The sequence below is a fragment of the Rhodococcus jostii RHA1 genome (assembly GCF_000014565.1).
GTDB lineage: Bacteria > Actinomycetota > Actinomycetes > Mycobacteriales > Mycobacteriaceae > Rhodococcus_F > Rhodococcus_F jostii_A.
Window position 1 is genome coordinate 1573975 of sequence record NC_008268.1, and the last position, 25417, is coordinate 1599391.

Genomic DNA, 25417 nt, shown 5'->3' on the forward strand with positions numbered 1-25417 from the left:
CCCGGGCGGTGATCCGCCTTGCCGCGAGTCCCGTCGCGGGCCCGGCGACCGCCGGCGAGCGTGGCCGCGGCCACTCTCCCAGGTTGCGCTCAGGGTGGGAAAGTACAGTGGTGTCGCCCTGAGTCCCGGCCCTCAGCTTCCGGTTGCCGGGGGTCGAGCGCCCGTAACCCTCACACCGAAAGATCACAATCGATGCCAAGCGGTTCGGAAAGTCGCGGTCCCGATAAGAACTCGGGCGCGAAGTCGGCGAAGGCCATCAAGGCCGCCAAGAAGAAGAGCGGCGGCGCGAAAGTCAAGGGTGGCGCGTCCGCTCCGCGGAGCATCCCCTGGCTGACGATCGGCGCCGGAGCTGCCGTTCTCGCACTCGTGGCGGTCCTCGCGATCAACCTGGTCCCCAAGTACCAGGCCAAGGAAGAGGCCGCGAAGTACGCGCCGAGCGCCGAAAATCCCGACCCGTCGGTCAACATCGACGGCGTCGTCAAGGTCGACTACCCGGCCGGCATCCACATCCAGCCGACGCAGCGCGTCGCGTACGACCAGTCGCCCCCGTTCGGCGGCCCCCACGACGCAATCTGGGCGACGTGCACCGGCACGGTCTACCCGAACGCGATCCGCACCGAGAACGCCGTGCACTCGCTCGAGCACGGCGCCGTGTGGATCGCCTACAACCCGGACGAGCTGTCCGCCGACCAGGTCGAGACGCTGAAGGACAAGGTGGACGGCGAGACGTACACGCTGCTCTCGCCGTACCCGGGCCTCGACAGCCCGGTCTCGCTGCAGTCGTGGGGCCACCAGCTGAAGCTGGACAGCGTCGACGACGAGCGCATCGACCAGTTCATCACCGCGTTGCGGATCAACAAGAACACCTACCCGGAGGTCGGTGCGAGCTGCTCGTCCATCCCGGGCTCCGGTTTCGACCCGGACAACCCGCCGCCGTTCGACCCGAGCACACCCGGCGCGGACGCGGTCCCGATGGACGGTGGCGGCATCAGCCCCGACCAGTCGGAATCCGGTGGTGCGGGAGCGCAGCTGCCCAGCGGCATGCAGCTCCCGAGCGACCTGCAGCTGCCGTCCGATCTGCAGCAGGCGCCGGCCGAGGGTGGCAATGGCTAGTCCTGCCGAACCCGCAGACGATCCAGCCCCGTCCCGGCCCAGTCAGCGAACAGCGCTGCTGGTCATCGGGTTGATCGGCGCCATCGCGCTCGGATTCGCGCTCGGGTTCCTCGCCCGGCTTCCGCTCGAGGACACCGGCGCCCCGGTCCCCGAGGCAGGTTCCGTCGATGTCGGATTCGCGCAGGACATGAGCGTGCACCACAGCCAGGCGGTGGAGATGTCGGCGATCGCGCTGCCGGGCGCCACCGACCCGGCGGTGCGCGGCCTCGCGTACGACATTCTCACCACGCAGCAGAATCAGCTCGGGCAGATGCAGGGCTGGCTCGCGTTGTGGGATCAGCCGGCGCTGCCGTCCGGCGGTTACATGGGCTGGATGGAATCCGAGCACTCCGACGGTCACGACCACGGGGCCGCCGACAGCGGGCACATGGGTTCGATGTCGAAGATGCCGGGCATGGCGTCCTCGGAGGACATGGCCGCGCTGCGTCAGGCCACCGGACCGGCTGTCGACGTCCTGTACCTGCAGCTGATGCTGCGCCACCACCAGGGCGGGCTCCCGATGATGGAGTACGCGGCCCAGCACGCGTCGGAGGACGCGGTGCGCTCTCTCGCGCAGACGATGGTGGACACGCAGCAGAGCGAATCGACGGTGATGACGACCATGCTCACCGCGAAGGGCGCCGCTCCCCTCCCGATGAACTGACCTCCGGCTTCACGACCACGTCCAGTCGCGCACCTCGGGCATGTCCTCGAGGTGCGCGACGACGTATTCGCCGTGCCGTTCGAGTTGCCGGAGGCAGAAGTCGGCCAGTTCCCCGGCACCGGACGGTTCCCTCCGCGTGCGTCGCAGCGCCTCGAGGACCAGGTGATAGCGGCTCATACGGTTGAGCACGACCATGTCGAACGGGGTGGTCGTGGTGCCCTGTTCGCTGAAGCCGCGAACGTGGAAACGGTCCGGGGTGGGACGCCCGTGGATCAGCTCGTGGACGGCGCGCGAGTACCCGTGGAACGCGAACACCACGTCCGTGTCCGCGGTGAACAGGTCCAGGAACATGCGCGCGTCGAATCCGTGCGGATGTTCCGTGGGTGTGAGCAACCCCATCAGGTCGACGACGTTGACCACCCGGGTGACCAGTTCCGGCGTGTGCTCGCGCAGCAACTGCGCCGCCGCCAGGATCTCCTGGGTCGGAACGTCCCCGGCGGCCGCGAGCACGACGTCCAGGTCGGCGCCCGCCGCGGCTTCCGTCCCCGCCCACGCCCACACCGACGCCCCGGCCGCGCAGTGTGCGTGCGCCTCCGCGAGGGTCAGGTACTGCAGGTGCGGCTGCTTGTCGACGACGATGAGGTTGACGTGGTCGGTGCTGCGGAGGCAGTGGTCGGAGATGGACAGCAGAGTGTTCGAGTCCGGTGGCAGCCAGATCCGGACGACGTCCGGTGCGAGCGGGATGACGGCGTCGATCATGCCCGGCCCTTGATGACTGAACCCGTTGTGGTCGTTGCGCCAGCAGGTGCTGGTCAGCAGGACGTTCAGCGACGCCACCGGCGCCCGCCACGGCAGATCCACCGCATGCTGCAACCACTTCGTGTGCTGGATGAGCATCGACACGCTCACCATCGCGAACGCCTCGTAGCTGGCGAACAGCCCGTGCCGCCCCGACAGCAGATACCCCTCGAGCCATCCCTCGCAGAGGTGCTCGCTGAGCACCTCCATCACCCGGCCGCGGGCCGACAGCCCGTCGTCGTGGTCGGTGACCGGCAGCTGCCAGCAGCGGTCGGTCACCTCGAACACGGCGCCCAACCGGTTGCTGGACGTTTCGTCCGGGCAGAACAGCCGGAAGTAGCCGCCGCCGTCGGGCGTGGTGGTGGCGGCGTACAGGTCGCGGAGCAGTTCCCCGAGCACCCGGGTGGTCTCGTGGTGGGTGGTGCCGGGTTTCTCGATCGCAAGCGCGTACTTCTCCAGCGGCGGCACGGGAAGATCCGCACGCAGGCGGCCGCCGTTCGCGTACGGCGACGAACCCATCCGCTTGTCGCCCTGCGGCGCCAGCCGCTCGAGGTCCGCAAAGAGTGCGCCGGACGAGTCGAACAGTGCGTCCGGGCGGTACGACCGCATCCACTCCTCGAGCTGACGCAGGTGCGCCTCGTCGGTCCGCACCCCCGACAGCGGAACCTGATGGGCCCGGTGCGTGCCCTCGACGAGCACGCCGTCGACGGTCCGCGGCCCGGTCCAGCCCTTCGGAGTGCGCAGCACGATCGCCGGCCACTTGGCGGCGCTGCGCCTGCCGGCCCGCGCCTCCCGCTGAAGGTCGGAGATCGCGGTGTGCGCGTCGGTGAGTGCGCGATGCAGCGCCGGGAAGACCTGCCGCGGGTCGTCGCCGGAGACGACGGTCGGCGCCCACCCCTGACCGCCGAGGAATGCCTCGATGTCCGCGTCGCTGCTGCGGCCGTAGACGGTGGGCCCGGCGATCTTCGCTCCGTTGACGTGCAGGATCGGCAACACCGCACCGTCGCGTTCCGGATTGAGGAAGGCGGGGAGTTTCCACGAACCGGACAGCGGTCCCGTCTCTGCCTCGCCGTCTCCGATCACGCACGCCACCAACAGATTCGGGTGATCGAACGCCGCCCCGGCGGCATGCGCGAGGGCGTAGCCGAGCTCGCCGCCCTCGTGGATGCTGCCCGGTGTCTGCACACTGACGTGACTCGGGATGCCACCCGGGGTCGAGAACTGCCGGCAGAGCCGGTGGATACCCGCTGCGTCGCGGGACACACCCGGATACACCTCCGAGTACGTCCCCTCCAGGTACGTGGCGGCGACGAGCGCCGGACCACCGTGTCCGGGACCCGTCACGTAGAGACAATCGGTGTCGGTCCGGCGGATGAGACGGTTCAGCAGGGCGTAGATCATCGACAGACCCGGGCTCGTCCCCCAGTGCCCGAGCAGCCGGGGTTTGATGTGTTCCGGGCGCAGCGGCTCACGCAGAAGCGCGTTGTCCTGCAGGTAGATCTGCGCGACCGTCAGATAGTTGGCCGCCGCCCACCACCGCAGGTCCAGCTCGAGGTCGGAATCGGAATAGTGCCCGTCGGGGTCCTGCGACCCCAACTGCGGTCCATCGGTCATTCTCGACGCCTCCCCGGGAGTTCGCGAGCGTCCACGTCCTCCCGACACTAGGCGTGTCCGGGCCGCTACCGGGGCGAGTCCACGAAGTAGGGGGACCGATTTGGTCGATCCCACTACCCATGCGCTACGATTGGCCAGCCCAATCGGCACACCGGTTTTCCGGTGCGCCCCCGTAGCTCAGGGGATAGAGCGTTCGCCTCCGGAGCGAAAGGTCGCAGGTTCGAATCCTGCCGGGGGCACCACGAGAAACTGGGTCGCCTGTCGCGGCGCAGTCTTTCTCTCTGGTGCTACCAGTCTTCCCCGAGTGATCTCCTCGGGCTTTGTCGAGAGCTGCAGCCGCGCCGGCAGATGCCGCGCGCCCACCGATCGAACGCTGGCCTCCTCCATTGCGGGTTCCGCGGTAAGAACTCTCTGCCGAAGACTCTCTCCGGCAGTGTCGACCAAGGGACACCCCTGTGCAGCAACACCGCTCTCATCCACTCACCCTCGGCGTCGTCGCGCGTTCGAGTAAGCCCGACGAACGCCGGCTCCCGATCCATCCGCTCCACTTCGACCGGATCGACCCCGACCTCCGTGGCCGCATCCACCTCGAGTACGGCTACGGCGAGCCCTTCGGTGTCTCCGACGAGCAGCTGGCCCGCTCGGTGGGCGGGCTGCGCACCCGGGAGCAGCTGATCGAGCACTCCGACGTCCTCCTGCTGCCCAAACCTCTCGCGAAGGATCTGGCGGACCTGCGCGACGGCCAGATCCTGTGGGGGTGGCCGCACTGCGTCCAGGACACGGAGCTCACCCAGGTGGCCGTCGATCGCCACCTCACGTTGATCGCGTTCGAGGCCATGAACCACTGGAGCGTCGAGGGGTCGTTCCAGCTCCATGTCTTCCACAAGAACAACGAACTTGCCGGATACAGCTCGGTGCTGCACGCCCTGTCGATCGCGGGTTCGACCGGCGACTACGGCCGCCGCCTGCGCGCCGTGGTGCTCGGCTTCGGTGCCACCGCTCGCGGCGCCGTCACCGCGTTGAACGCCTTGGGCATCCACGACGTCCACGTCGTCACGCAACGCGGGGTCACCGCCGTGAGCTCGCCGATCCACTCGGCTGAGATCGTGCAGTTCGATCACGACGACGCCGATCCGCGCCGCAGCCACGTCACCACGGACGAGGGCCGGATGCCGCTCGCCGGGTTCCTCGCCCGGCACGACATCATCGTCAACTGCGTCCTGCAGGACACGGAATCGCCGCTGACGTTCCTGATCGACTCGGACATCGAGACCCTCCTGCCCGGCAGCCTCGTCGTCGACGTGTCCTGCGACCAGGGAATGGGCTTCAGCTGGGCCCGGCCGACGTCGTTCGCCGATCCGACGTTCATGATCAGTGAGAACGTCCGCTACTACGCGGTCGACCACAGCCCGTCCTACCTGTGGAATTCGGCGACCTGGGAGATCAGCGAGGCCCTGCTCCCCCATCTGGGGACGGTCCTCGACGGACCCGCCGCCTGGGACCGCAGCGACACGATCCGGCGGGCCGTCGAGATCCGTGACGGAGTCGTGCAGAACCCCCGCATCCTGTCGTTCCAGCACCGCGCGGCGGACTACCCGCACCCGGTCGTCGCCTGATCGACTGGACGAACGGGACGCTCGTTCGATCTGACGCAACGAGCGTCCCGTTCGTCCGGGATGGCGGCGGGTTCAGGCCGGGGTGCTGCGGCGCATTTCGCGTCGGAGGATCTTTCCGCTGGCCGTCTTGGGTAGTTCGTCGACGATTTCGACGCGCCTCGGGGCCTTGTAGCTCGCCAGCCGCTCCCGGCAGTACTCGACGAGGTCGTCCGTCTCGGCCGTCTGCCCGGGGCGGAGGCTGACGAACGCGGCGACGGTCTCGCCGCGGTAGCTGTCCGGCTCCCCGACGACGGCGGCCTCCCGGACCGCGGGATGCCGGTAGAGGACGTCCTCGACCTCGCGGGGCCAGACCTTGAACCCGGACGCGTTGATCATGTCCTTCTTGCGGTCGACGACGTACACCCAGCCCTGGGCGTCCATGAATCCCACGTCGCCGGTGAGCAGCCGGCCGCCGGGCAGCGACTGCGCCGTGGCGTCGGGTTTGTTCCAGTACGCGGGCACGACCATCGGCCCGTCGACGGCGATCTCCCCGACCTCGAGTGGGTCGAGATCCTGCCCGTCCTCCCCCACGATCCGGATCACGGCGGAGGGAAGGGGCAGGCCGATCGCCAGCGTGCCCGACGACGGATCGACCGGCGCCTCCAGGTTCGGCGGGACGACGACGCAGGGCGCGCTGGTCTCGGTGAGCCCGTAGCCGTTGCGGATGTACTTTCCGGTCAGCTCCCGGAACCGTTCGACGATGGCAGGGGGCAGCGGGGCGCCACCGGACATCACGGCCTCCAGCGAGGCGAAGCGCTCACCGGAGAAGTCGGGGTGGGCCATCAGCGCCATATAGGCGGTGGACGGGCCGACCATGAACACCGGCCGCTCCCGCTCGAGGGCGTCGAGCACCACCCCTGCCTCGAACCGGTATGCGAGGATCAGCGGCGACGCCAGGTCGATCGCGGTGAGCAGCTGGCACACCATGCCCGTGATGTGGAACAGCGGCGCGAGCGCGAAGATCGGCGAACCGGCGGGCTTGCTCTCGTACAGGCGCAGGATGGAACTGTTGACGGTGAGATTCCGATGGGTGTTGGTCGCTCCCTTGGGGACTCCACTCGTTCCGGACGTGTAGGACACGAGCGCGACGTCGTCCGGGACCAGACCGGGATCCGGCACGTCGGCTCCCGCGCACGCCCGCGCCACCTCGAGCAGGTCCGGCACGCCCTGGGCGCGCACCCGGGTCACGCCCCCGAACACCCGTGGGTCGTCCGACGTCTGGATGTCGAGTTCGCTTGCGGTCATCGCGATCCGCACACCCGCGGCGGACGCCCGCTCCGCCACCCGATCGGCCCACGCGTTCTCGCTGCACACGATCGCGGTGACTCCGGCGTCGGTGAGGATGTGGGAGAGCTCGTCCCGGTACATCGGGTTCAGCGGGACGACGACACCGCCCGCCTTCCACGTGCCGAGCAACGCGAGCACGAACTGCGGGACGTTCTGCAGGTAGATGGCGAGCCGGTCGCCCTTCCCGAACCCGTTCTCGGCGAGGTAGGCGGCCACACCGTCGCTGAGTTCGTCGACCGCGCGGTAGTCGAGGGTGCCGCCGAGGTACCGGATGGCCGGCCCGTCCGGGGCGGATTCGACCGCGGCCGAGAACATGTCGAGCGCTGTCCGCGCGGGGATCTCCCCCACGGAACGTGTGTTCTCGTCGTACCGTTCCATCCAGGGTCTGTCGTCGTACCAGCTCATCGCCGCCGTGCCGCCTCTCGCTCGTTCCGTGTTCCGACTGTCTGACGTGCTGTTCAGCGTGTTCCCGAGATCCCGCCGTCGACGGGGACGACGGTGCCGGTGAGGTAGGCCCCGGCGCGCGAGGAGAGGAAGATCGCGGCGCCGGCGACGTCTTCCGGTGTGCCGACCCGGCCGAGCGGGACCGATCTCTCGACCGCTTCCTTGCGCTCCGGGTCGTCGAGGACGAACGCCATCATCTTGCTCGGGAACGGTCCGGGGGCAATGACATTGACGGTGATCCGCTCGGCAGCCAGCGTCGCTGCGAGCTTGCGGGTGAGCATGTGGACCGCGGCCTTGCTCGCCCCGTACGAGAAGTTCTCGCTACCCGACACCACGAGTCCGTCGATCGACCCGATGTTGATCACCCGGGCCGGGTCACCGTCCGTCGCCGCGGCCCGCAGACTCGGCAGCAACGCCTGGGTGAGCATGAACACGCCCTTGACGTTGATGTCGAAGATCTTGTCGAAACCGGCGGCGGGGAAATCGTCGACCGACGCACCCCACGTTGCTCCGGCATTGTTCACCAGGACGTCCAGTCGGGGTGACACCTCGGCGACCCGCGCGACGAGCCCCTCGATCCCCTCCTCGGTGGACAGGTCGGCGGGGTGTGCGTGACACGTCCCCGGCCCGGCGGCGGACAGTTCGGCCGCGGCCTTCTCGCATGCCTCGGCCTTGCGGGCGGAGATGATCACGGTCGCCCCGGCGAGGACGAATCCCTGTGCGATCATCCGGCCGATACCCCGCGAACCTCCGGTGACCACCACGGTCTTGCCCGCGACGTCGAACAGTGAACCTATGTCCATGTGCGTTCCCTTCAGGGTTGGAAGACGAGGCGGCCGACGGTGCTGCCGTCACCGAGACGGCCGATGCCGTCGGCCACGTCCGCGAGCGAGAGCCGCTCGCTGATGAGCGGCGTGATCGCACCGGAGTCGGCGAGCCGGGTCAGTTCCGCGTGGCAGTCGGCGATCGCCTGCTGGTTGTACTGCTTGTACAGACCCCAGTGCAGTCCGATGATCGAGTAGTTCTTGATCAGGGCGTGATTGAGGCCGGGTGTCGGGATGGTGCCGCCGGCGAAACCGATGATCAGGATCCGGCCTTCGAACGCGATGCACTTGGTGGACTTCGCGTAGGCGTCGCCGCCGACCGGGTCGTAGACGACGTCCGCGCCGCGTCCGCCGGTGAATTCCTTGACCAGCGGAACGAAATCGTCGGTGTGCCGGTCGATCACCAGATCCGCCCCCAGCCGGCGGCAGTACTCGACCTTGTCGGCGCCGCCGACGACGCCGATCACCTTCGCTCCCGCGGCCTTGCCCAATTGCACTGCGGCGCTGCCCACTCCGCCCGCGGCGGCATGGACGAGCAGCGTCTCCCCCGGCTTCAGTTGGGTGCGCCGGTGGAGAGCGAACCAGCTCGTCTGGTAGCCGATGCTCAACGCCGACGCCTCGGCGTCGTCGAGCGCGGACGGTGCGGCGAACGTGTTGGCCTCGTCCATCACCGCCAGCTGAGCGAATCCGCCGCCGGGAAGGTTGGGGTTGCCGATCACCCGGTCGCCGACGGCGAAGCGGGTCACGCCGTCACCGACCTCCAGCACCTCGCCGCACAGCTCGACTCCGGGTGTGAACGGCAGCGGTGGCTTGATCTGGTATTCGCCGCGGCACAGCAGCACGTCGGGGAAGTTCGCCGGTGCGGCGAGAACCTTCACCAGCACCTGGCCGGGGCCTGCTGTCGGGTCCGGGACCTCCTCGAGTTGCAGCGCGGTGCGCGGCTCGCCGAGTTCGTGGACACGCCATGCCTTCATGGATTGCTTCCTGACTGTCGGTGATGGAGCTCGCGTTACGCGGGCAGGTCGATCAGGTCGGCGAGATGCGCGCGGTGACGGTAGGCGGTGCCGAACGCGAGCTGATCGCTCTTCGCCCTCTTCAGATACAGGTGCGCGGGGTATTCCCACGTCATGCCGATCCCGCCGTGCAGCTGGACGCATTCCTCGGCGGCGTGGACGGCGACGTCGCTGCAGTACGCCTGCGCGACGGTGGCCGCGACCTCGGCGTCCGCGTCGCCCCGGGCGGCGGTGTCCGCGGCGTAGCGGGCAGCGGCGGCCGCGGAGGTGACCTCGAGCCACAGGTCGGCGAGGCGGTGTTTGATCGCCTGGAACGACCCGACGGCGCGGCCGAACTGGGTTCGCTCCTTGACGTACGCCAGGGTCGTCTCGAAGCACCACTGCGCGAGCCCGAGTTGCTCGGAGGCGAGCAGTGCGGCGCCGACGACGAGGGCCTCACGGACCGCCGCCGCGGCGTTGCCGTCGTCGATGCGGGTGGATGCGGCGGCGTCGAACGCGACATCCGACAGTGGCCGGGTCATGTCGAGCGCGAGCACGGGCGTGACCGTGACACCGGCGGTGCCGGCGGGCACCGTGTGCAGTTCGAGTCCACCCGGACCCAGGGCCGGCACGATCAGGATGTCGGCCTCCGAGACGCCCACGACGCTGGTCACGGTGCCCGTCAGGGTGTCGCCCTCTCGGCGCACGGTCGGAGTGAACCGCCCCGGTGCGGTTGCGAGCCCGACCGTGAGTGCACCGGTGGTCGTCCCGTCGGCGAGTGCGCCGACCGTTCGCGTGTCTCCCGCCTTCAGCAATGCGACCGTCGCGAGCACGGCACTGGACAGGTACGGGACGGGCGCGACGGCACGTCCGATCTCCTCCATGACCACGGCGGCCTCACGTGCGCCGGCTCCGGCGCCGCCCAGGTCCTCGGGAACGAGCAGCCCGGCCAGTCCGAGTTCGACGGCGAGGGATTTCCATACTCCGGAGAAGTCGGCGGGTGCCCGGTCGTACGCTCCGACCACCAGTTCCGGTGGGCAGCGGTCGGCGAGGAGGCGGCGGACGGAGTCGCGCAGGGCGTCTTCCGTATCGGAGTACAGCAGATCTGCGGTGCTCATCGTGGCAGGTCCTTCCAGGCGATGTCCTTGTCGACGCGGTGTTCCGGCGGGAGGCCGAGAACGCGTTCTGCGATGACGTTGCGCAGGATCTCGGACGTGCCGCCCTCGATCGAGTTGCCTTTCGCGCGCAGGTACCGGTAGCCGGGTTCACGGCCGGTGAAGTCGACCCTGTCCGGTCGGCGCATGGTCCAGTCGTCGTACCGCAGCCCGGCCTCGCCGTGGAGTTCGATGTCGAAACCCGAGATGGTCTGCGCGAGCCGGGCGAAGGCCAGCTTCAGGCCGGATCCCTCCGGGCCGGGTTGCCCGGCCTCGAGTTGCTGCCGCAGGCGTTCCCCGGTCAGCCGGGCGACCTCCGCCTCGACCCACAGCCGGAGCAGTTCGTCGTGCATCGCCGGGTCGCGGAGTTCGGGTTGCTCTCGCCAGGCCTGTGCGACCGGTCCGATCATGCCGCTCTCGCGGGCGGCCGCGGAACCGCCGATCGCGACGCGCTCGTTGTTGAGGGTCGCGGTGGCCACCCGCCAGCCCTGCCCCTCGTCGCCGAGCCGATCGGTATCGGGAATGTGGACGTCGGTGAGGAACACTTCGTTGAACTCGGCCTCACCGGTGATCTGCCGCAACGGCCGGACGTCGATACCGGGATCGCTCATGTCGCACAGGAAGTACGTGAGCCCGGCGTGCTTGGGCACCGTCGGATCCGTCCGGGCCACAAGGATGGCCATCTGCGCGTTCTGCGCCCCCGACGTCCACACTTTCTGCCCGTTGACCCTCCAGCCGTCACCCTCACGGACGGCTCGCGTCGCGACCGCGGCCAGGTCGGAGCCCGCCCCCGGTTCACTGAACAACTGGCAGTAGATGTGCTCGCTGGTGAAGATCGGCCGCAGGTACTTCTGTTGTTGTTCCTCGGTGCCGAACGCGGCGATGGTCGGAGCGGCCATGCCCAATCCGATCCCGTTGCGGCCCTTCGCCGGGCCGGGCGCTCCGGCGGCCGCGAGTTCGGCATCGACCTGTGCCTGGAAGCTCTGCGGCAGACCGAGTCCGCCGCGTCCGGGCGGGAAGTGGACCCACGCGAGGCCGGCGTCGAATCGGGCTCCGAGGAACCCGGTCGGATCCGACAGGTCGTTCTGTTCGACGAGGGTCGCGACGCGGCCGCTGAGGTCGCGTGCGATCGCCTGTTCGTCAGTGGTCATGTTCCTCAGTCCTTCGGTCCGCCGGCCACGTAGATCACTTGTCCGGACACGAATCCGGCACCCTCACTCGCCAGGAACGACGCGGTGTTGGCGATGTCCTCGGGCTGTCCGACGCGGTTGACGGGGATCTGCGACGCCGCCGCCTTCTTGAAGTCCTCGAATCCGACACCCACCCGTTCGGCGGTGGCGGCGGTCATCTCGGTCTCGATGAAGCCGGGCGCGATCGCGTTGGCGGTGACCCCGAACTTGCCCAGTTCGATGGCGAGGGTCTTGGTGAAGCCCTGCATGCCCGCCTTGGCGGCGGAGTAGTTGACCTGCCCGCGGTTACCGAGTGCGGACGTGCTCGAGAGGTTGACGATGCGGCCGAACCCGGCGTCGACCATGTGCTGCTGCACGGCCCGCGACATCAGGAACGCACCGCGCAGGTGCACGTTCATCACGGCGTCCCAGTCGTCGACGGTCATCTTGAACAGCAGGTTGTCGCGGGTGATCCCGGCGTTGTTGATCAGGATCGTCGGGGCACCGAGTTCGGTCGCCACCCGCTCGACTGCCGCGGCGACCGACGCCTCGTCGGCGACGTTCGCGCCCACGGCGAGTGCCCGGCCTCCGGTGGACTCGATGGCGTCGACGGTTGCCGCGCAGGCGGACTCGTCGAGGTCGAGCACGGCCACCGCGTACCCGTCGCTCGCCAGTTTCTTCGCCACCGCGGCACCGATGCCCCGTGCTGCGCCGGTGACGATTGCCGTTCGCTTCATGAAGTTCTCCATCGTCGTGTGATCAGATTCCGGCCCGGGCGGCGATGTCGCACGCCTTGGCCACGAGGTCGTCGATACGCTCGACGGTCGGGGTGCCCGCGGCCGCCTTGTTCTGCGGTTCGTCCCGCGCGCGGCGCATGACGCCCTCGGCGATGACCGCGACCTTCCAGAGGCCGAGGACGTGCCAGAACGCCAGGGCCTCCGGGTCGCGGCCGGTCTCGTCGAGGTACACCCCGGCGATCTCCACCCGGTCCGGGAAACCGTCGAGGGTGGACGCGGGGAAGTCGCCGCCGGTGGTCTCGCCCGGCTCCGGCCAGTACGCGAGCAGGCTGCCGACGTCGGCGAGCGGGTCGCCGAGGGTGCACAACTCCCAGTCCAGGGCCGCGGTCACCTCCCCGGTCTGGTGCGAGGTGATGACGTTGCGCAGGTGGAAGTCGCCGTGCACCAGTGTCAGTTCCCGCTGCTCCGGTACCGAGGCGGCGAGCCGCCGTGTCAGGTCGTCGAGGGCGGGCAGCTCGCGGGTCTTCGACTTCTCCCACTGACCCGACCACCGCTTGAGCTGACGCTGCGCATACGGCTTGTGGCTGGCCAGGTCGGTCAACCCGGTCCGGTCGAGGTCCACCGCGTGGATCTTCGCCAGCGTCCGCGGCAGCGACAGACCGATCGCCCGGCGACGTTCCGGCGTCAGGGACTCCGCGATCGACATGCGATCGACGACCTGTCCGTCGACGAACTCCATCAGCAGCAGCGGTACCTCGGTCACCTCCGGGTCGTCGGTGAGCCCGAATACCCGCGGGGTGGGCACCGCGGTGTCCTCGAGGGCGGAGAGGATCCGCGCCTCCCGTGCGACGTCGTGGGCCGACGCCAGCAGGTGTCCGAGGGGCGGGCGCCGGAGCACCCATCTGCCACCCGCCTCGTCCCGGACGAGGTAGGTGAGGTTGGACTGTCCGAGTCCGATCCGGTCGAAGGTCAGCGGTCCGGCACTGTCGATGCCGAGCGTGCCGAACCAGCGGCTCACGGCCTCGATGTCGATGCCGACGACGTCCACGCTAGACACCGAGTTGGGCCCCCTGCCGGAACGGGAGGGCGTCGCCGAGCAGTTGACCGCCGTCGATCACCATGGTTTCGCCGGTGATCCAGCTCGCGGCATCGGAGACGAGGAACGCGACCGCGGACGCGATGTCCTCGGGTTCACCGATCCGTCCCAGGGCCGTGGACGCCGACACGGCCTGCTCGTGTTCCTTCCACAGCGCCTCGGCCAGCTTGGTCCGCACCACACCCGGGGCGACGGCGTTGACCCGCACCTTCGGTGAGAGTTCCAGTGCCAGTTGCTTGGTGACGTGAATCAGCGCGGCCTTGGACGCGTTGTACAGGCCGATGTTCGCCTCGAAGGCCATGCCGCCGATGGAGGCGGTGTTGACCACGGCGCCGCCGTGCTCGCCCATCCACGCCTTCGTGACGAGCCCGGTCCACAGCACCGGCGCCCACAGGTTCACGTCGAAGGTCTTGGCGAATCGCGCGTGGTCCTGGTCGATGACCGGCCCGAACGAAGGGTTCGTTCCCGCATTGTTGACCAGGATGTCCAGGCTGCCGAAGCGTTCGAGGGTGACGTCGACGCAGCGCCGGGCGGCCTCTTCGTCGACGGCGTGGGCAGCAATTCCGATCGCGGTGCCCCCGACCTGGGCCGCGGCGGCGTCGGCCGATTCCTGGGACCGTGAGGTGAGCACCACGTTGCCGCCCGCGGCCGCGATGGCCTTGGCGACGGCCAGGCCGATGCCCCGCGAGGCGCCGGTGACGATCGCGGTGCGTCCGGTGAGGTCGAGTCCGGCCATGTCAGCTCACCGCAACCTTGTGTCCGTTGGTGGAGGCGCTGACGGCGGCGTCGCGGTACTGCCGAAGTTCCTGCCGTGCGATGGCGCGCTTGTGGACCTCGTCGGGACCGTCCGCCAGGCGCAGCGTGCGCAGGTGCGCCCAGGCCATGGCGAGGGGGAAGTCGTCGGTCACGCCGGCCCCACCGTGCACCTGAATCGCCCGATCCACAATCTTGAGCGCAATATTCGGAGCCGCCACCTTGATCGCCGCGATCTCTGTCCGCGCCTCCTTGTTCCCCACCGTATCCATCAGATACGCCGCCTTCAGCGTCAACAACCGAATCATCTCGATCTCGATCCGCGCCTCCGCAATCCAATCCTGAACATTCGCATTCTCACTGACCGGCTTACCGAACGTCACCCGCGACGACGCCCGACGACACATCAACTCCAACGCCCGCTCCGCCATCCCGATCGCCCGCATGCAATGGTGAATCCGACCCGGACCCAGGCGCGCCTGCGAAATCGCGAAACCCTCCCCCTCCCCCTTCAGCACATCCTCGACCGGAACCCGCACATCCGCGAAATCGATCTCCGCATGCCCCTCACGATCCTGATACCCGAACACCGGCAACCCCCGCATCACCGTCACCCCCGGCGCATCGATCGGCACCACCATCATCGACTGCTGCCGATGCGGCGCCGCCGACGGATCCGTCTTCCCCATCACGATCAACACCCGACAATTACGATGCAACGCATTCGACGCAAACCACTTCCGCCCGTTCAGCACATACTCGTCACCGTCCCGGACCATCGACAACTCCACATTCGTCGCATCCGAACTCGCCACCGCCGGCTCCGTCATCGCGAACGCCGACGCCATCGTCCCCTCCAGCAACGGCGTCAGATACTTCTCCTTGTGCTCGGCCGTACCGAACAACTCCAGCACCTCCATATTTCCCGTATCCGGCGCATTACAATTGCACGCCTCCGACGCAATATGACTGCGCCCCATGATCTCCGCCAACGGCGCATACTCGAGATTCGTCAACCCCGCACCCGTCCCCGGATGCGGATGAAACAGATTCCACAACCCCCGCCGCCGCGCCTCCGCCTTCAACTCCTCCAACACCGGCGGCTGGAAATGCGGATCCCCCGACTCCCGCATCTGCTCCTCGTACACCGCCTCCGCCGGATACACATGCGAATCCATGAACTCCAGCAGATCGGTCTGCAACTGCTGGGCGCGATCCGAGATGTCAAACAGGGACATGGGAACTCCTGACGGGTAGTGAGGGAAACATGGGTGTGCGCTTGTCGAGGTGACTCTGTATGCCCTCGACGAGATCGGCCCCGCGGAACGCCTGCAACATCAGGCCTTCCGCGCGGGCCACGGACTCGGCGTAGGTGCCGTCCGCATCGTTCTGTAGTTGGTCCTTGATGACGGCCATCGACGTCGGGGAGCAGTGCGCCGACAGCTGTTCGGCATACGCGACCGCGGCGTCGACGACCGAACCGTCCGGCACGAGGTGGTCGACGAGTCCGATGCGCAGTGCCTCCTCGGCGTCCACCATGCGGCTCGACAGCAGCAGGTCGGCGGCGCGGCTGCGTCCCACGAGCCGGGGCAGCAGCCAGGAGATGCCGTATTCGGCGATCAGTCCCCGCTTGGCGAAGGCGGTCGTGAACCGGGCGGACGCCGAGGCGAACCGGACGTCGCAGTAGAGGGCTTCCACCATTCCGAGCCCGGCGGCGACCCCGTTGATCGCCCCGATCAGCGGCTTGCGCAGTGTCGCGGGAAGGTCGCGGGGACGCGGTCGGAGGAGGTCTTCTTCGGAGACGTCACCGACGGCCTGCAGGCGTCCGAGGTCGGCGCCTGCGCAGAACCCGCGCCCGGCTCCGGTCACGACGATCGCGCGTACGCCGGGGTCGTCCTCGGCGTCGCTCAGCAGCGTGAAGTAGCGGTCCTCGAGGTCGTCGGTCCAGGCGTTCAGCTTGTCCGGCCGGTTGAACGTCAGCACCAGGACCGGTCCGCGCCGCTCGGCGAGGACCAGGTCTGCGTGCTCGGGTGTCACGCGTGCTCCATCAGCGAACTCTGGTAGCGGCGCATCCCGCGGAGCCAGCGGTCGTAGTCGGACCCCTTCTGCCGGTACATGGTGAGGACGCTCTCGTGGGGCAGGATCAGGAACGTCTCCCGGTCCACGGCGTCGAGCACGATGTCGGCGACCTGCTCCGGCTGCAGCACGTCGCCTGCCGAGACGACGGCCCGGGTGGCCGCGACGCCGAGTGGATCACCCGAGTTCTCGCCGGAGCGCATCAACTTCGTCTCGACTCCCATCGGACAGAGGCAGCTGACCCGGACTCCGTTGTCCCCGTAGGTGACCGACAGCCATTCGGAGAACGCGACAGCCGCATGCTTGGTGACGGCGTAGGTGGCCGAGCCGATCTGAGTGAGGAGCCCGGCCGCGGACGCGGTCGACACGAAGTACCCCTCCCCCCGCTCGATCCACTTCGGCACGAGTTGCCGGGCGGCGCGGATGTGGGCGCGGACGTTGACGTCGATCGCGAGATCCCAGCCGGCGTCGTCGGCGTCGAGGCCGGGTGCTCCCGCGATACCGGCGTTGGCGAAGTAGAGATCGACCGGGCCGAACTCGGTCTCGGCGCGCTCGATGATGCGCCGGATCTGATCGGCGTCCGCGACGTCGGCGCCCTCGGCGACGGCCGTTCCGGGGTGGCGTGCGTTGATTCGGTCCGCAACCGCGGCGGCTGCGTTCGGATCGAGATCGGCGACCAGCACCTTGGCACCCTGGTCGGCGAGACGGTCTGCGATCGCTCCGCCGATACCGCCTCCACCGCCGGTCACGATGGCGACCTTCTGTGCAACCTTCACGAGGTGTCCTCTCCTTCGCCGTGCGTTGTGACTCGCGTCTCTCTTTTGTATAGTTGAATCCGTCGTCAAGTTCAAGTGTCGGAGTTCGACGAACACCTCGAAGTTCGATGCAGCCAACGTGACACATCCAGGCCCTGCACCACCCGGAATTGAGGGAGACAGATGACCGACACCACCGCACTGCCCGTTCGCCCCGCGAGCTTCGACGAGCTCACGGCGCTGATCGGCAAGGAGCTGGGCCCCACCGACTGGCACGACGTCACCCAGGAACGCGTCAACGCCTTCGCCGACGCGACCGGCGACCACCAGTGGATTCACATCGATCCCGAGCGCGCCGCCGCCAGCCCGCTCGGCAGCACCATCGCGCACGGGTTGTACAGCCTGTCCCTCGGACCGGCACTGTCGGCGACCCTGCTGCGGTTCGACGGTTTCGCCCACAGCCTGAACTACGGCTACAACAAGGTGCGTTTCCCCGCGCCGGTGCCGGTGGGTTCACGCATCCGGATGCGCGCCACCGTGCAGTCCGCGGAACAGGTCGGGGGCGGCATCCAGGTGACGATGAGCCAGGTCGTCGAGCGCGAGGGCTCCGACAAGCCGGTGGTCGTGTCCGAGTCCGTCGCCCGCGTCGTCGAGGCCGGATAATCCTGCTACCGCGTCGGAGGTTGACGACATGGCAAACGTGATCGATCCGGTGTCCCGCCACGCGGACGCCACTCCCGGCAACATCGCGCTACGGGGCGCGGACAGCACCCTGACCTACGGACAGTTGCGCGACGCGAGCACCCGGTATGCGGGAGCACTCACCCGAGCGGGCCTGTCCCCTGGCAGCAGAGTCCTCCTGGCCGCACCCTCCGTGCCCGAATTCGTGGTGGCGTATCTGGGAATTCAGGCGGCGGGGTGCGTCGTGGTCCCGGTGAACACGATGTCCACCCGGCCCGAGACCGAGTACGTCCTCGCCGACGCCGGCGCCGCGCTCGCCATCGTGTGGCACGAACTCGGGCCCGCGATCGGCGACGCCGCGTCCGCGTTGGACATCCCCGTCTGGACGCTCGCACCCGGTGCCGCCGCACCGGACGCCGAGCCGGTTCCCGTCGTCGAGCGGGACCGCGACGACACCGCCGCCATCCTCTACACGTCCGGCACCACCGGGCGGCCGAAGGGCGCGGAGCTGACGGTCGGGAACCTGTTGTCCGGCGGTGAGATCGGCGCCGAATGCAGTCGCGGTTCCAGCGACGACCGGACGGGCACCGGGCTTCCCCTGTTCCACGTCTTCGGCCAGGCCTCGGTCATGATGGCGACGTTCACGGGCGGCGGGTCGCTGTCGCTGCTGGCGCGGTTCGACCCGGCCGCGATGCTCGCCCTCCTGCGACGCGACCGGCTCACGATCATGGCCGGGGTGCCGACGATGTGGAACGCAATGCTCCACGCCGCGGACGGCGCCGACTCGCAGGACTTCATCCAACTGCGCATCGCCATCTCCGGGGGCGCGTCGCTGCCGGGCGAAGTGGCCCGCGAATTCGAGTCCCGCTTCGGGTGCACCATCCTCGAGGGATACGGGCTCACCGAAACCACCGCGTTCGGCACGTTCAACGACATCGACCGCGGCGGAAAGATCGGCTACACCGGACGCGCGGTGCCCCGGCTGGAGGTCGAGGTGCGGGACCACGACGACACCGCCTGCCCTCCCGGCACCGTCGGCGAGGTGTTCGTGAAGGGGGCGACCGTGATGAAGGGCTACTGGAACCGGCCGTCCGACACGGCGGCCGTCCTGGACGCGGACGGCTGGCTGCGCACGGGCGATCTGGGTGAGATCGATGCGGACGGGGATCTGCGCATCGTCGACCGGGTGAAGGACCTCATCATCCGCGGCGGCTACAACGTGTACCCGAGCGAAGTCGAGGAGGTGTTGTACACACACCCCGACATCCTCGAGGCCGCCGTCGTGGGTGTTCCCGACGATCACTACGGCGAGGAGGTGGCCGCGGTCGTGGCCACCGTCCCCGGTTCCGGACTGGACGGCGGCGAACTGACCAGCTGGGCGCGGGAACGACTGTCCGCATACAAGATTCCCCGGATCGTCGCGATCGTCGATTCCCTCCCCAAGGGGTCGACCGGAAAGATCCTCAAGCGGTCGATCGACCGGACCGCACTGAAGAACGACGCATTGACCGCAGAAGTACCCGAAAGGTGAACACCGTGACATCCGTGAACAGGCAGGTCCGACTGGCGAAGCGCCCGGTCGGCCGTCCCGACGACTCCACCTGGGAGATCACGTCGGAACCGATCCCCGAACCCGCGGACGGCGAATTCACCGTGAAGGTGGACTACGTGTCCCTCGACCCCGCGATGCGCGGGTGGCTCGACGACGTGAAGTCGTACGTGCCGCCGGTGGCGATCGGTGAGGTGATGCGCACCCATGCCGTCGGCCGGGTGGTGGCGTCGAAGAACGCGAAGTTCCCGGAGGGGCAACTGGTCTCCGGGCAGTTCGGCGTGCAGGAGTTCGCGCTCTCCGACGGCCGCGGCGCTCTCGCCGTCGACGAGTCGCTCGCCCCGGCACCGACATGGCTGGGCGCGCTCGGGTTTCCCGGCATGACCGCCTATTTCGGCCTCACCGACGTCGGCAAGCTAGAAAAGGGCGACACCGTGCTCATCTCGGGTGCGGCGGGAGCGGTCGGGAGTATCGCCGGGCAGATCGCCAAGCTGAAGGGCGCCACCGTGATCGGCATCGCCGGCGGCCCGGAGAAGTGCGCGTGGCTGACCGAGGATCTGGGTTTCGACGCGGCGATCGACTACAAATCCGAATCGGTCGGGAAGGCGCTGCGCGCCGCCGCACCGGACGGAATCGACATCTACTTCGACAACGTCGGCGGCGAGATCCTCGACGCCGCACTGGCCCGGCTCCGCAAGAACGCCCGGGTCGCGCTGTGCGGTGCGATCTCCGGATACAACGCCACCGACCCGCAGCCCGGCCCGTCCCGGTATCTGTCGCTGCTGGTCAACCGGGCGTCGATGACCGGGTTCATCGTGTTCGACTACCTCGACCGGTTCCCCGAGGGCATGGAGGCGATGTCGGAGTGGATCCGCGCCGGGGAGATCGTGACCCGCGAGCAGGTGGAGACCGGGGGCGTCGAGGCCTTCGGCCGCACACTCAATCTGCTGTTCGACGGCGCCAACACCGGCAAGCTCGTGCTGGAGATCGGCGACCACTGACAGCACACACGCTCGGAGGGCTCGTCGCGGCCGTCACCGTACTACGGTGGCGGCCGTACCCGTGCGACGACGAGATGACGAGGTAGGCATGCGCGCGATCACCATTTCACGCTTCGGCGAGGTAGACGTCCTCGAGGCGGCCGACCTCGCCGTTCCGGAACCGGGGCCCGGCCAGGTGAGTATCGACGTGTCGCACGCCGCGGTCGGGTTGGCGGACGTCCTCATGCGGCGTGGTGAATTCGGTGGGACACCACCGATCGTGCCCGGCCTCGAGGTGGCGGGAACGGTGCGGGAAGTCGGTGCCGGCGTACATCATCTGCGGGTCGGCCAGCCCGTCGTGACGCTCTCTCGCCCCACCGCGGGCGGTTATGCCGAGGTGTCGGTGGCCGATGCGGCCATCACGATCCCGCTGGATTCCGTCGACCCTCGCCTCGATGCGGCCGAGGCGGTCGCGGTGGTCCCGAACACGACCACGGCGCTGCTGTCTCTGGAACTCGTGGGCAATGTCGGCCCGGGAAGTCAGGTGCTGATCCACGGCGCCGCAGGTGCCCTCTCGGGAATCACTGCACAGGTGGCCCGTCGGCTCGGCGCCGCGCAGGTGCTGGGCACGGTCCGGTCCTCCCGGCGTGCGGCGGAGGCCGAGCGGTACGGATACGACCTGGTGATGTCGAGCAACGGATTCCGCATCGCTCTGTCGGACGCGGGCATCGATTCGGTGGACATCGTCGTGGACCCGGTCGGCGGCCGGTTGCGCGCCGAGAGCCTCGAGGTGCTGGCGCCGCTGGGCCGGCTTCTCGCCGTGGGCAATGCGAGCGGAGAGGACGACGTGCGGGTCGGGGCCAACGAGTTGTGGCTCGCCAACCGCGCCGTCCTGGGTTTCAACGTCGGTGGACTGCTGATGCAGGATCCGACTGCCGCGGAGGCCGCCGCGCGCCGCGCGATCGCATGGGTGGCCGCGGGCACGGTGAGCATGCCGCACGCCACGCTGCCGCTGGCGCAGGCCGCCGAGGCGCACCGCCTGCTCGAATCCGGGGACTGCGAGGGCCGGATCGTGCTGACGGTGCCGGACTGACGGCTGTGGGGTGGCTGGATCCCAGCCACCCCACGCCGCCCGGAAGTGCCGGCTAGTAGAACTGGGCGCCGGGTACGGCGGTGGGATCGTTCCGGACCTCGGCGGTGTTGGTCTCGCGGAGCTTCCACGCGCAGAGGAACGTGACCAGCCCCATCAGTGCGACGAAGACGGCGACGAACGTGGTGGTTCCGGTCTTGGCGATCAGCGCGGTCATGATGAACGGAGTGCCGCCGCTCACCGTGATCGCCGCCAGCTGGTACGCGAGCGACGCCGCCGAGTATCGGACGTTGGGAGCGAACAGTTCACCCATGTATGCGGCGATCGGGCCGTAGGTCATGGACTGGAAGACGCTGCCGACCGTGACGGCGATGAAGAACAGCAGCAGGTTCCGGGTGTTGATCAGCCAGAAGTACGGGAACGCCCACACGATGATCATCGCCGCGCCGATCAGGATCATCGGCCTGCGCCCGATCTTGTCGGACATGTGCCCGGACCACAGCACGACACCGACCGTGAGTCCGGCGCTGAGCAGCGAGATCGCGAGCAGGTCGTTGCGCTTCATTCCCAGTTCCGCGGTGCCGTAGCTGAGCACGCCGGCAATGGAGATGTAGAACAGGGAGTTGGTGGCCGCGAGCAGGCCGCAGCCGAGCAGGATCTTGCGCCAGTGTTCCTTGATCGCCTCCGTCAACGGTGCGCGGACGACGGTCTTGTTCTTCTTCTGCGCCTCCTCCTGCAGGTCCCGGAATTCGGGGGTGTCCTCGACCTTGGTCTGGATGTAGAGCACCACCGGGAACAGCAGTGCGCTCGCGAAGAACGGGATCCGCCAGCCCCAGCTGAGGAACGCCTCGTTCGAGATCGCCGCCGTGGCGCCGAGGAATACGAGGTTGCCGAGCAGGACGCCGAAGGAGACGCCCATCTGGCCGAAGGTCCCGGAGAATCCCCGGCGCTTCGGGCTCGCCGATTCGGTCAGCAGCAGGACGATCCCACCCCATTGACCACCGCATGCGAGGCCCTGGACGAACCGCAGGGCCACCAGCAGGATCGGGGCCGCGACGCCGATGGTCGCGGCACCCGGAAGGCAGCCGATGAGGAACGTCGCCAGTCCCATGAACAGCAGGCAGGTGACGACGGCCGGCTTGCGGCCGTACTTGTCGCCGAAGTGCCCGGCCACGAGGCCGCCGAGTGGGCGTGCGACGAAGCCCGCCCAGAATGTGCTGAACGAGAGCAGGGTGCCCATCAACGCCGACGAGTCGGGGAAGAAGACGTGGGGAAAGACCAGTGCCGCAGCGGTTCCGTACAGGAAGAAGTCGTACCACTCGATCGAGCTGCCGACGAGCCCCGCCGCAAGCAGTTTCCGATGTGCACGCTTGCGCGAGACGGCTGTGTCGCCGGCTGCGTCCTTACTCGGCTGCACCGCGGATGTAGTCATCCGATCACTCCTCGAGATAGGTCTTCGTATGGATGTGGGAATGAGACTTTTCAGAACATGACGCCAACTTCAAGTCAGTGAGCGCTTGCTTAGTGTGTTTGAATAGCTGTGTGATGTCAATCACTCGAGGGGATTGATCTTGCCGGATCCCGCCGGTGCGGACGAAGCTCGAAACGGCGGAGAGGACTACCGATGACCGAATTGCGAGACGACGTGTCCGCGACCGAGGAGCCGAGCCCGGGTCCGCCGACATCCGAGGAACGCCTGCTCCGGGCGGCGACGACACTGTTCTCCGACAAGGGTTTCGAAGCCACCCGCACGAGGGACATCTCCACCATGGCCGGGATGAGCCCCTCCGCGATGTACGTGCACTTCCCCTCCAAGGAGGATTTGCTGTTCCAGCTCGTCCGCCGGTCGAACGAGCGCGCGCTCGCGCTGGTGCTGGAGGCCGTGGCGCCGTTCACCGACCCCATCGACCGTGTCCGGGCCTTGGTTCGCGAATTCAGCATCATGCACGCCCGGAACTTCCGGCGAGCGCGCATCGCCCAGTACGAGAGCAGGCATCTCTCCCCCGACCACCGCGAGGTGGTCGCCGAGACCCGGCTCCAGATCCGGGTCGCGGCAATCCGGGAGGTGCAGAACGGGATCGATCAGGGGGTGTTCCTGATCCCCGACCCCCGCGTCGCGGTCCTGGCGATCATGTCGCTCGCGGTGGACATCTGCCGGTGGTACAGCCCCGACGGTGAATTCACACCGGAGGAGCTGGGCGACATCAACGCCGACCTCGTTCTGCGCATCCTCCACGCACCCGGCTACTGACAGCTCCTCACACGCGGTCGGGGACGCGTAGCGCGTTCGTCCACATCCGCGCGAGTCCGGCGGTCAACTGCTCGAAGGTGAGTGATCTCCGCTCGCTCGGCGGTCCGACGAAATAGCTGTAGGCCATCCTTCCGACCATGGCGGACAACGCCTTCGACGTCAGCATCGGATCGAGCGACGCGTCGGCGAGACTGCGGTCCTGCAGATCGGCGATCGCCCGCGCGTTCCGGCGGTAGAACGTCTCGTCCCGTGAGCGTTCCAGTTCACGGAATGCGGGGTCGACGTGCGCGACCTGCTCGAGCAGGGCCAGCAGTCGCGCATTCCGGCGGCACGCGTGCAGGTAGGCGCGGATGCTCGCCTCCACCACCGCGTGCACGTCGCCTTCGTCCGCGACCCGTCCCATGCCGGGATGCAGCAGGTCGTTCTGCGTGACCTCGACGACCGCCGCGAACACCTCCTCCTTGTTGGTGAAGTAGGTGTAGAACGATCCGGTCGAGAGTCCGGCCTCCTTGCTGATGTCGACGAGACGGGCGTCGAGGTACCCCTCCCGCTCGAACACCACCCGGGCGGCGGCGACGAGACGATCGCGGGTGCGGACGCCCCTGGCCGTGACCGGTGGCGTGGGTGCGATTCGCGGGCGCGACATGTCAGTAGGGGTCGACGTTCTCGAAGTATCGCCGAGGCACCTCGACCAGCATCTCGGTGATCATCTTCTCGGTGACACCCCGCTCGCGGACGTACGGCAGCACGTCGTTCTCGATGTGCAGGTAGTGCCACTGCGGGAGCGCGGCCATCAGGTTGGGGTCGATCCAGTCGATGTAGCAGGAGGCGTCCTGCGACAGGACCATCTGCCCCGCGAATCCCCGGCGGCACATCTCGACGAGCGTGTCGGCGCGGGCCTCGAACGTCGTCTCGAGGTTGATCCCGAACCGGTCCATCCCGAGAACGAAGCCGGCCTCGGCGAGGCTCGTCAGATGCTCGATGTCGGTACTGTCTCCGCTGTGCCCGAGCACGATCCGGTCCGGCCGCACCCCCTCCTCGTCGCACATCACACGTTTGACGTGCACTCCGGCCTCACTGCCGGGGTGGGTGTGCACCGTGATGGGAACGCCCGTGCGCCGATGCGCCTTCGCGACCGCCCGCATCACCCGCTCGACACCGGGCGTGGGCCCCTGGTGGTCGATCGCGCACTTGAGCAGCCCCGCGCGAACCCCGGTGCCGGCGATCCCCTCTTCGATGTCCTTCACGAACATGTCCACCATCGGGTCGGGGACCTCGGCCCCCACGATCGCATCCAGCGCCGGACCGCGGTAGTGGAAGAAGAACGGCACGTCGTCGTAGGTGTACAGCCCTGTTGCCGCAACGATGTTCAGCTCGGGAAGCTGTTCCGCGACCCGCTGGATGCGCGGGATGTACCGGCCGAGGCCGACGACGGTGGGGTCGACGATGGTCCGGACACCCTGCGCCGCCAGCGCGCGCAGCTTGGTGACGGCGTCGGCGACCCGCTCGTCCTCGCCCCCCCACTCGTCCGGGTAGTTCTGCTGCACGTCGGGCGTCAGCACGAACACGTGTTCGTGCATGTAGGTGCGTCCGAGTTCGGCGCTGTCGATCGGTCCGCGGACCGTGTTGACTTGGCTCATACAGACTCGCCCTCTCCGGGTGTGACCGTCGTCATACTCCCGAGCTCAGCGTAGAG

The 25417-nt window shown here is 68.3% G+C and carries 23 protein-coding genes and 1 tRNA gene; 9 read left to right on the top strand and 15 right to left on the bottom strand.

Annotation, left to right across the window (positions count from 1 at the left end; genetic code table 11):
- Nucleotides 1–192 precede the first annotated feature (192 nt).
- Both RHA1_RS07240 and RHA1_RS07245 read left to right on the top strand, forming a co-directional pair.
- The gene (locus RHA1_RS07240; RefSeq protein WP_009474182.1) at nt 193–1113 is read left to right on the top strand and encodes a thioredoxin-like domain-containing protein; all 921 of its coding nucleotides are present in this window, start codon (nt 193–195) and stop codon (nt 1111–1113) included.
- On the top strand, nt 1106–1816 hold the full coding sequence (locus RHA1_RS07245; RefSeq protein WP_050787258.1) for a DUF305 domain-containing protein: 711 nt from the start codon (nt 1106–1108) through the stop codon (nt 1814–1816). Before RHA1_RS07240 ends, RHA1_RS07245 begins: the two co-directional genes overlap by 8 nt.
- Before the next feature lie 9 nt (nt 1817–1825).
- Here the strand turns inward: RHA1_RS07245 and RHA1_RS07250 are convergent, their stop codons facing one another.
- Nucleotides 1826–4228: a phosphoketolase family protein gene (locus tag RHA1_RS07250; protein ID WP_050787259.1), complete on the bottom strand. Its 2403-nt coding sequence runs from the start codon at nt 4226–4228 to the stop codon at nt 1826–1828.
- Between the two features lie 166 nt (nt 4229–4394).
- Here RHA1_RS07250 and RHA1_RS07255 point away from each other — a divergent pair.
- Both RHA1_RS07255 and RHA1_RS07260 read left to right on the top strand, forming a co-directional pair.
- Nucleotides 4395–4470: transfer RNA gene (locus RHA1_RS07255), tRNA-Arg, on the top strand.
- Nucleotides 4471–4683: 213 nt separating this feature from the next.
- Nucleotides 4684–5844, top strand: a complete 1161-nt coding sequence (locus tag RHA1_RS07260) for a N(5)-(carboxyethyl)ornithine synthase (protein ID WP_009474185.1) — start codon at nt 4684–4686, stop codon at nt 5842–5844.
- 72 nt (nt 5845–5916) lie between these two features.
- On the opposite strand, the gene RHA1_RS07265 is transcribed toward RHA1_RS07260, so the two are convergent.
- The 11 genes from RHA1_RS07265 to RHA1_RS07315 are packed head-to-tail and all read right to left on the bottom strand — an operon-like array spanning nt 5917 to nt 17191.
- Nucleotides 5917–7575: an AMP-binding protein gene (locus RHA1_RS07265; protein ID WP_011594482.1), complete on the bottom strand. Its 1659-nt coding sequence runs from the start codon at nt 7573–7575 to the stop codon at nt 5917–5919.
- Between the two features lie 53 nt (nt 7576–7628).
- Entirely contained in the window at nt 7629–8417 is a 789-nt protein-coding gene (locus RHA1_RS07270; protein WP_011594483.1) for a RhlG family 3-oxoacyl-ACP reductase, read from the bottom strand.
- An 11-nt stretch (nt 8418–8428) separates the two neighbouring features.
- Nucleotides 8429–9412 (bottom strand): NADPH:quinone oxidoreductase family protein, encoded by a 984-nt coding sequence (locus tag RHA1_RS07275; protein ID WP_009474188.1) that lies wholly within the window; start codon nt 9410–9412, stop codon nt 8429–8431.
- A 35-nt stretch (nt 9413–9447) separates the two neighbouring features.
- Complete coding sequence (locus tag RHA1_RS07280) at nt 9448–10548, bottom strand: acyl-CoA dehydrogenase family protein (protein ID WP_011594484.1); 1101 nt, start codon at nt 10546–10548, stop codon at nt 9448–9450.
- Nucleotides 10545–11735 carry an acyl-CoA dehydrogenase family protein gene (locus RHA1_RS07285; RefSeq protein ID WP_009474190.1) on the bottom strand — a complete coding sequence of 397 codons (1191 nt, stop codon included), beginning with the start codon at nt 11733–11735 and terminating at the stop codon, nt 10545–10547. The genes RHA1_RS07280 and RHA1_RS07285 overlap by 4 nt, the downstream gene beginning before the upstream one ends.
- 5 nt (nt 11736–11740) lie before the next feature.
- Complete coding sequence (fabG, locus tag RHA1_RS07290; protein ID WP_009474191.1) at nt 11741–12502, bottom strand: 3-oxoacyl-ACP reductase FabG; 762 nt, start codon at nt 12500–12502, stop codon at nt 11741–11743.
- Between the two features lie 10 nt (nt 12503–12512).
- The gene (locus RHA1_RS07295) at nt 12513–13547 is read right to left on the bottom strand and encodes a phosphotransferase family protein (RefSeq protein ID WP_011594485.1); all 1035 of its coding nucleotides are present in this window, start codon (nt 13545–13547) and stop codon (nt 12513–12515) included.
- A complete protein-coding gene (locus tag RHA1_RS07300) occupies nt 13540–14322 on the bottom strand; it encodes an SDR family oxidoreductase (RefSeq protein WP_011594486.1) in 783 nt (260 codons plus the stop codon). Before RHA1_RS07300 ends, RHA1_RS07295 begins: the two co-directional genes overlap by 8 nt.
- A 1-nt stretch (nt 14323) precedes the next feature.
- Nucleotides 14324–15577: an acyl-CoA dehydrogenase family protein gene (locus RHA1_RS07305; RefSeq protein ID WP_011594487.1), complete on the bottom strand. Its 1254-nt coding sequence runs from the start codon at nt 15575–15577 to the stop codon at nt 14324–14326.
- Complete coding sequence (locus tag RHA1_RS07310; RefSeq protein ID WP_011594488.1) at nt 15564–16376, bottom strand: enoyl-CoA hydratase-related protein; 813 nt, start codon at nt 16374–16376, stop codon at nt 15564–15566. Before RHA1_RS07310 ends, RHA1_RS07305 begins: the two co-directional genes overlap by 14 nt.
- Entirely contained in the window at nt 16373–17191 is an 819-nt protein-coding gene (locus RHA1_RS07315; RefSeq protein ID WP_011594489.1) for an SDR family oxidoreductase, read from the bottom strand. The genes RHA1_RS07310 and RHA1_RS07315 overlap by 4 nt, the downstream gene beginning before the upstream one ends.
- A gap of 162 nt (nt 17192–17353) precedes the next feature.
- Here RHA1_RS07315 and RHA1_RS07320 point away from each other — a divergent pair, with 162 nt between their 5' ends.
- The 4 genes from RHA1_RS07320 to RHA1_RS07335 all read left to right on the top strand — a co-directional run bounded on the left by RHA1_RS07320 (nt 17354) and on the right by RHA1_RS07335 (nt 21473).
- Complete coding sequence (locus RHA1_RS07320; protein WP_009474197.1) at nt 17354–17833, top strand: MaoC family dehydratase; 480 nt, start codon at nt 17354–17356, stop codon at nt 17831–17833.
- 28 nt (nt 17834–17861) lie between these two features.
- Nucleotides 17862–19382 (top strand): AMP-binding protein, encoded by a 1521-nt coding sequence (locus RHA1_RS07325; RefSeq protein ID WP_011594490.1) that lies wholly within the window; start codon nt 17862–17864, stop codon nt 19380–19382.
- Between the two features lie 5 nt (nt 19383–19387).
- On the top strand, nt 19388–20401 hold the full coding sequence (locus tag RHA1_RS07330) for an NADP-dependent oxidoreductase (protein WP_009474199.1): 1014 nt from the start codon (nt 19388–19390) through the stop codon (nt 20399–20401).
- 88 nt (nt 20402–20489) lie between these two features.
- Entirely contained in the window at nt 20490–21473 is a 984-nt protein-coding gene (locus RHA1_RS07335) for a quinone oxidoreductase family protein (RefSeq protein WP_011594491.1), read from the top strand.
- A 52-nt stretch (nt 21474–21525) separates the two neighbouring features.
- On the opposite strand, the gene RHA1_RS07340 is transcribed toward RHA1_RS07335, so the two are convergent.
- A complete protein-coding gene (locus tag RHA1_RS07340; RefSeq protein WP_009474201.1) occupies nt 21526–22902 on the bottom strand; it encodes an MFS transporter in 1377 nt (458 codons plus the stop codon).
- A 192-nt stretch (nt 22903–23094) separates the two neighbouring features.
- Between RHA1_RS07340 and RHA1_RS07345 the strand changes: the two genes are divergently transcribed.
- The gene (locus RHA1_RS07345; RefSeq protein ID WP_011594492.1) at nt 23095–23721 is read left to right on the top strand and encodes a TetR/AcrR family transcriptional regulator; all 627 of its coding nucleotides are present in this window, start codon (nt 23095–23097) and stop codon (nt 23719–23721) included.
- A 7-nt stretch (nt 23722–23728) separates the two neighbouring features.
- Here the strand turns inward: RHA1_RS07345 and RHA1_RS07350 are convergent, their stop codons facing one another.
- Together RHA1_RS07350 and RHA1_RS07355 are read right to left on the bottom strand one after the other, a co-directional pair.
- Nucleotides 23729–24367 carry a TetR/AcrR family transcriptional regulator gene (locus RHA1_RS07350; RefSeq protein ID WP_011594493.1) on the bottom strand — a complete coding sequence of 213 codons (639 nt, stop codon included), beginning with the start codon at nt 24365–24367 and terminating at the stop codon, nt 23729–23731.
- Nucleotide 24368: 1 nt separating this feature from the next.
- Nucleotides 24369–25361, bottom strand: coding sequence for a phosphotriesterase family protein (locus tag RHA1_RS07355; protein ID WP_011594494.1), 993 nt, complete (start codon nt 25359–25361; stop codon nt 24369–24371).
- Nucleotides 25362–25417 lie beyond the last annotated feature (56 nt).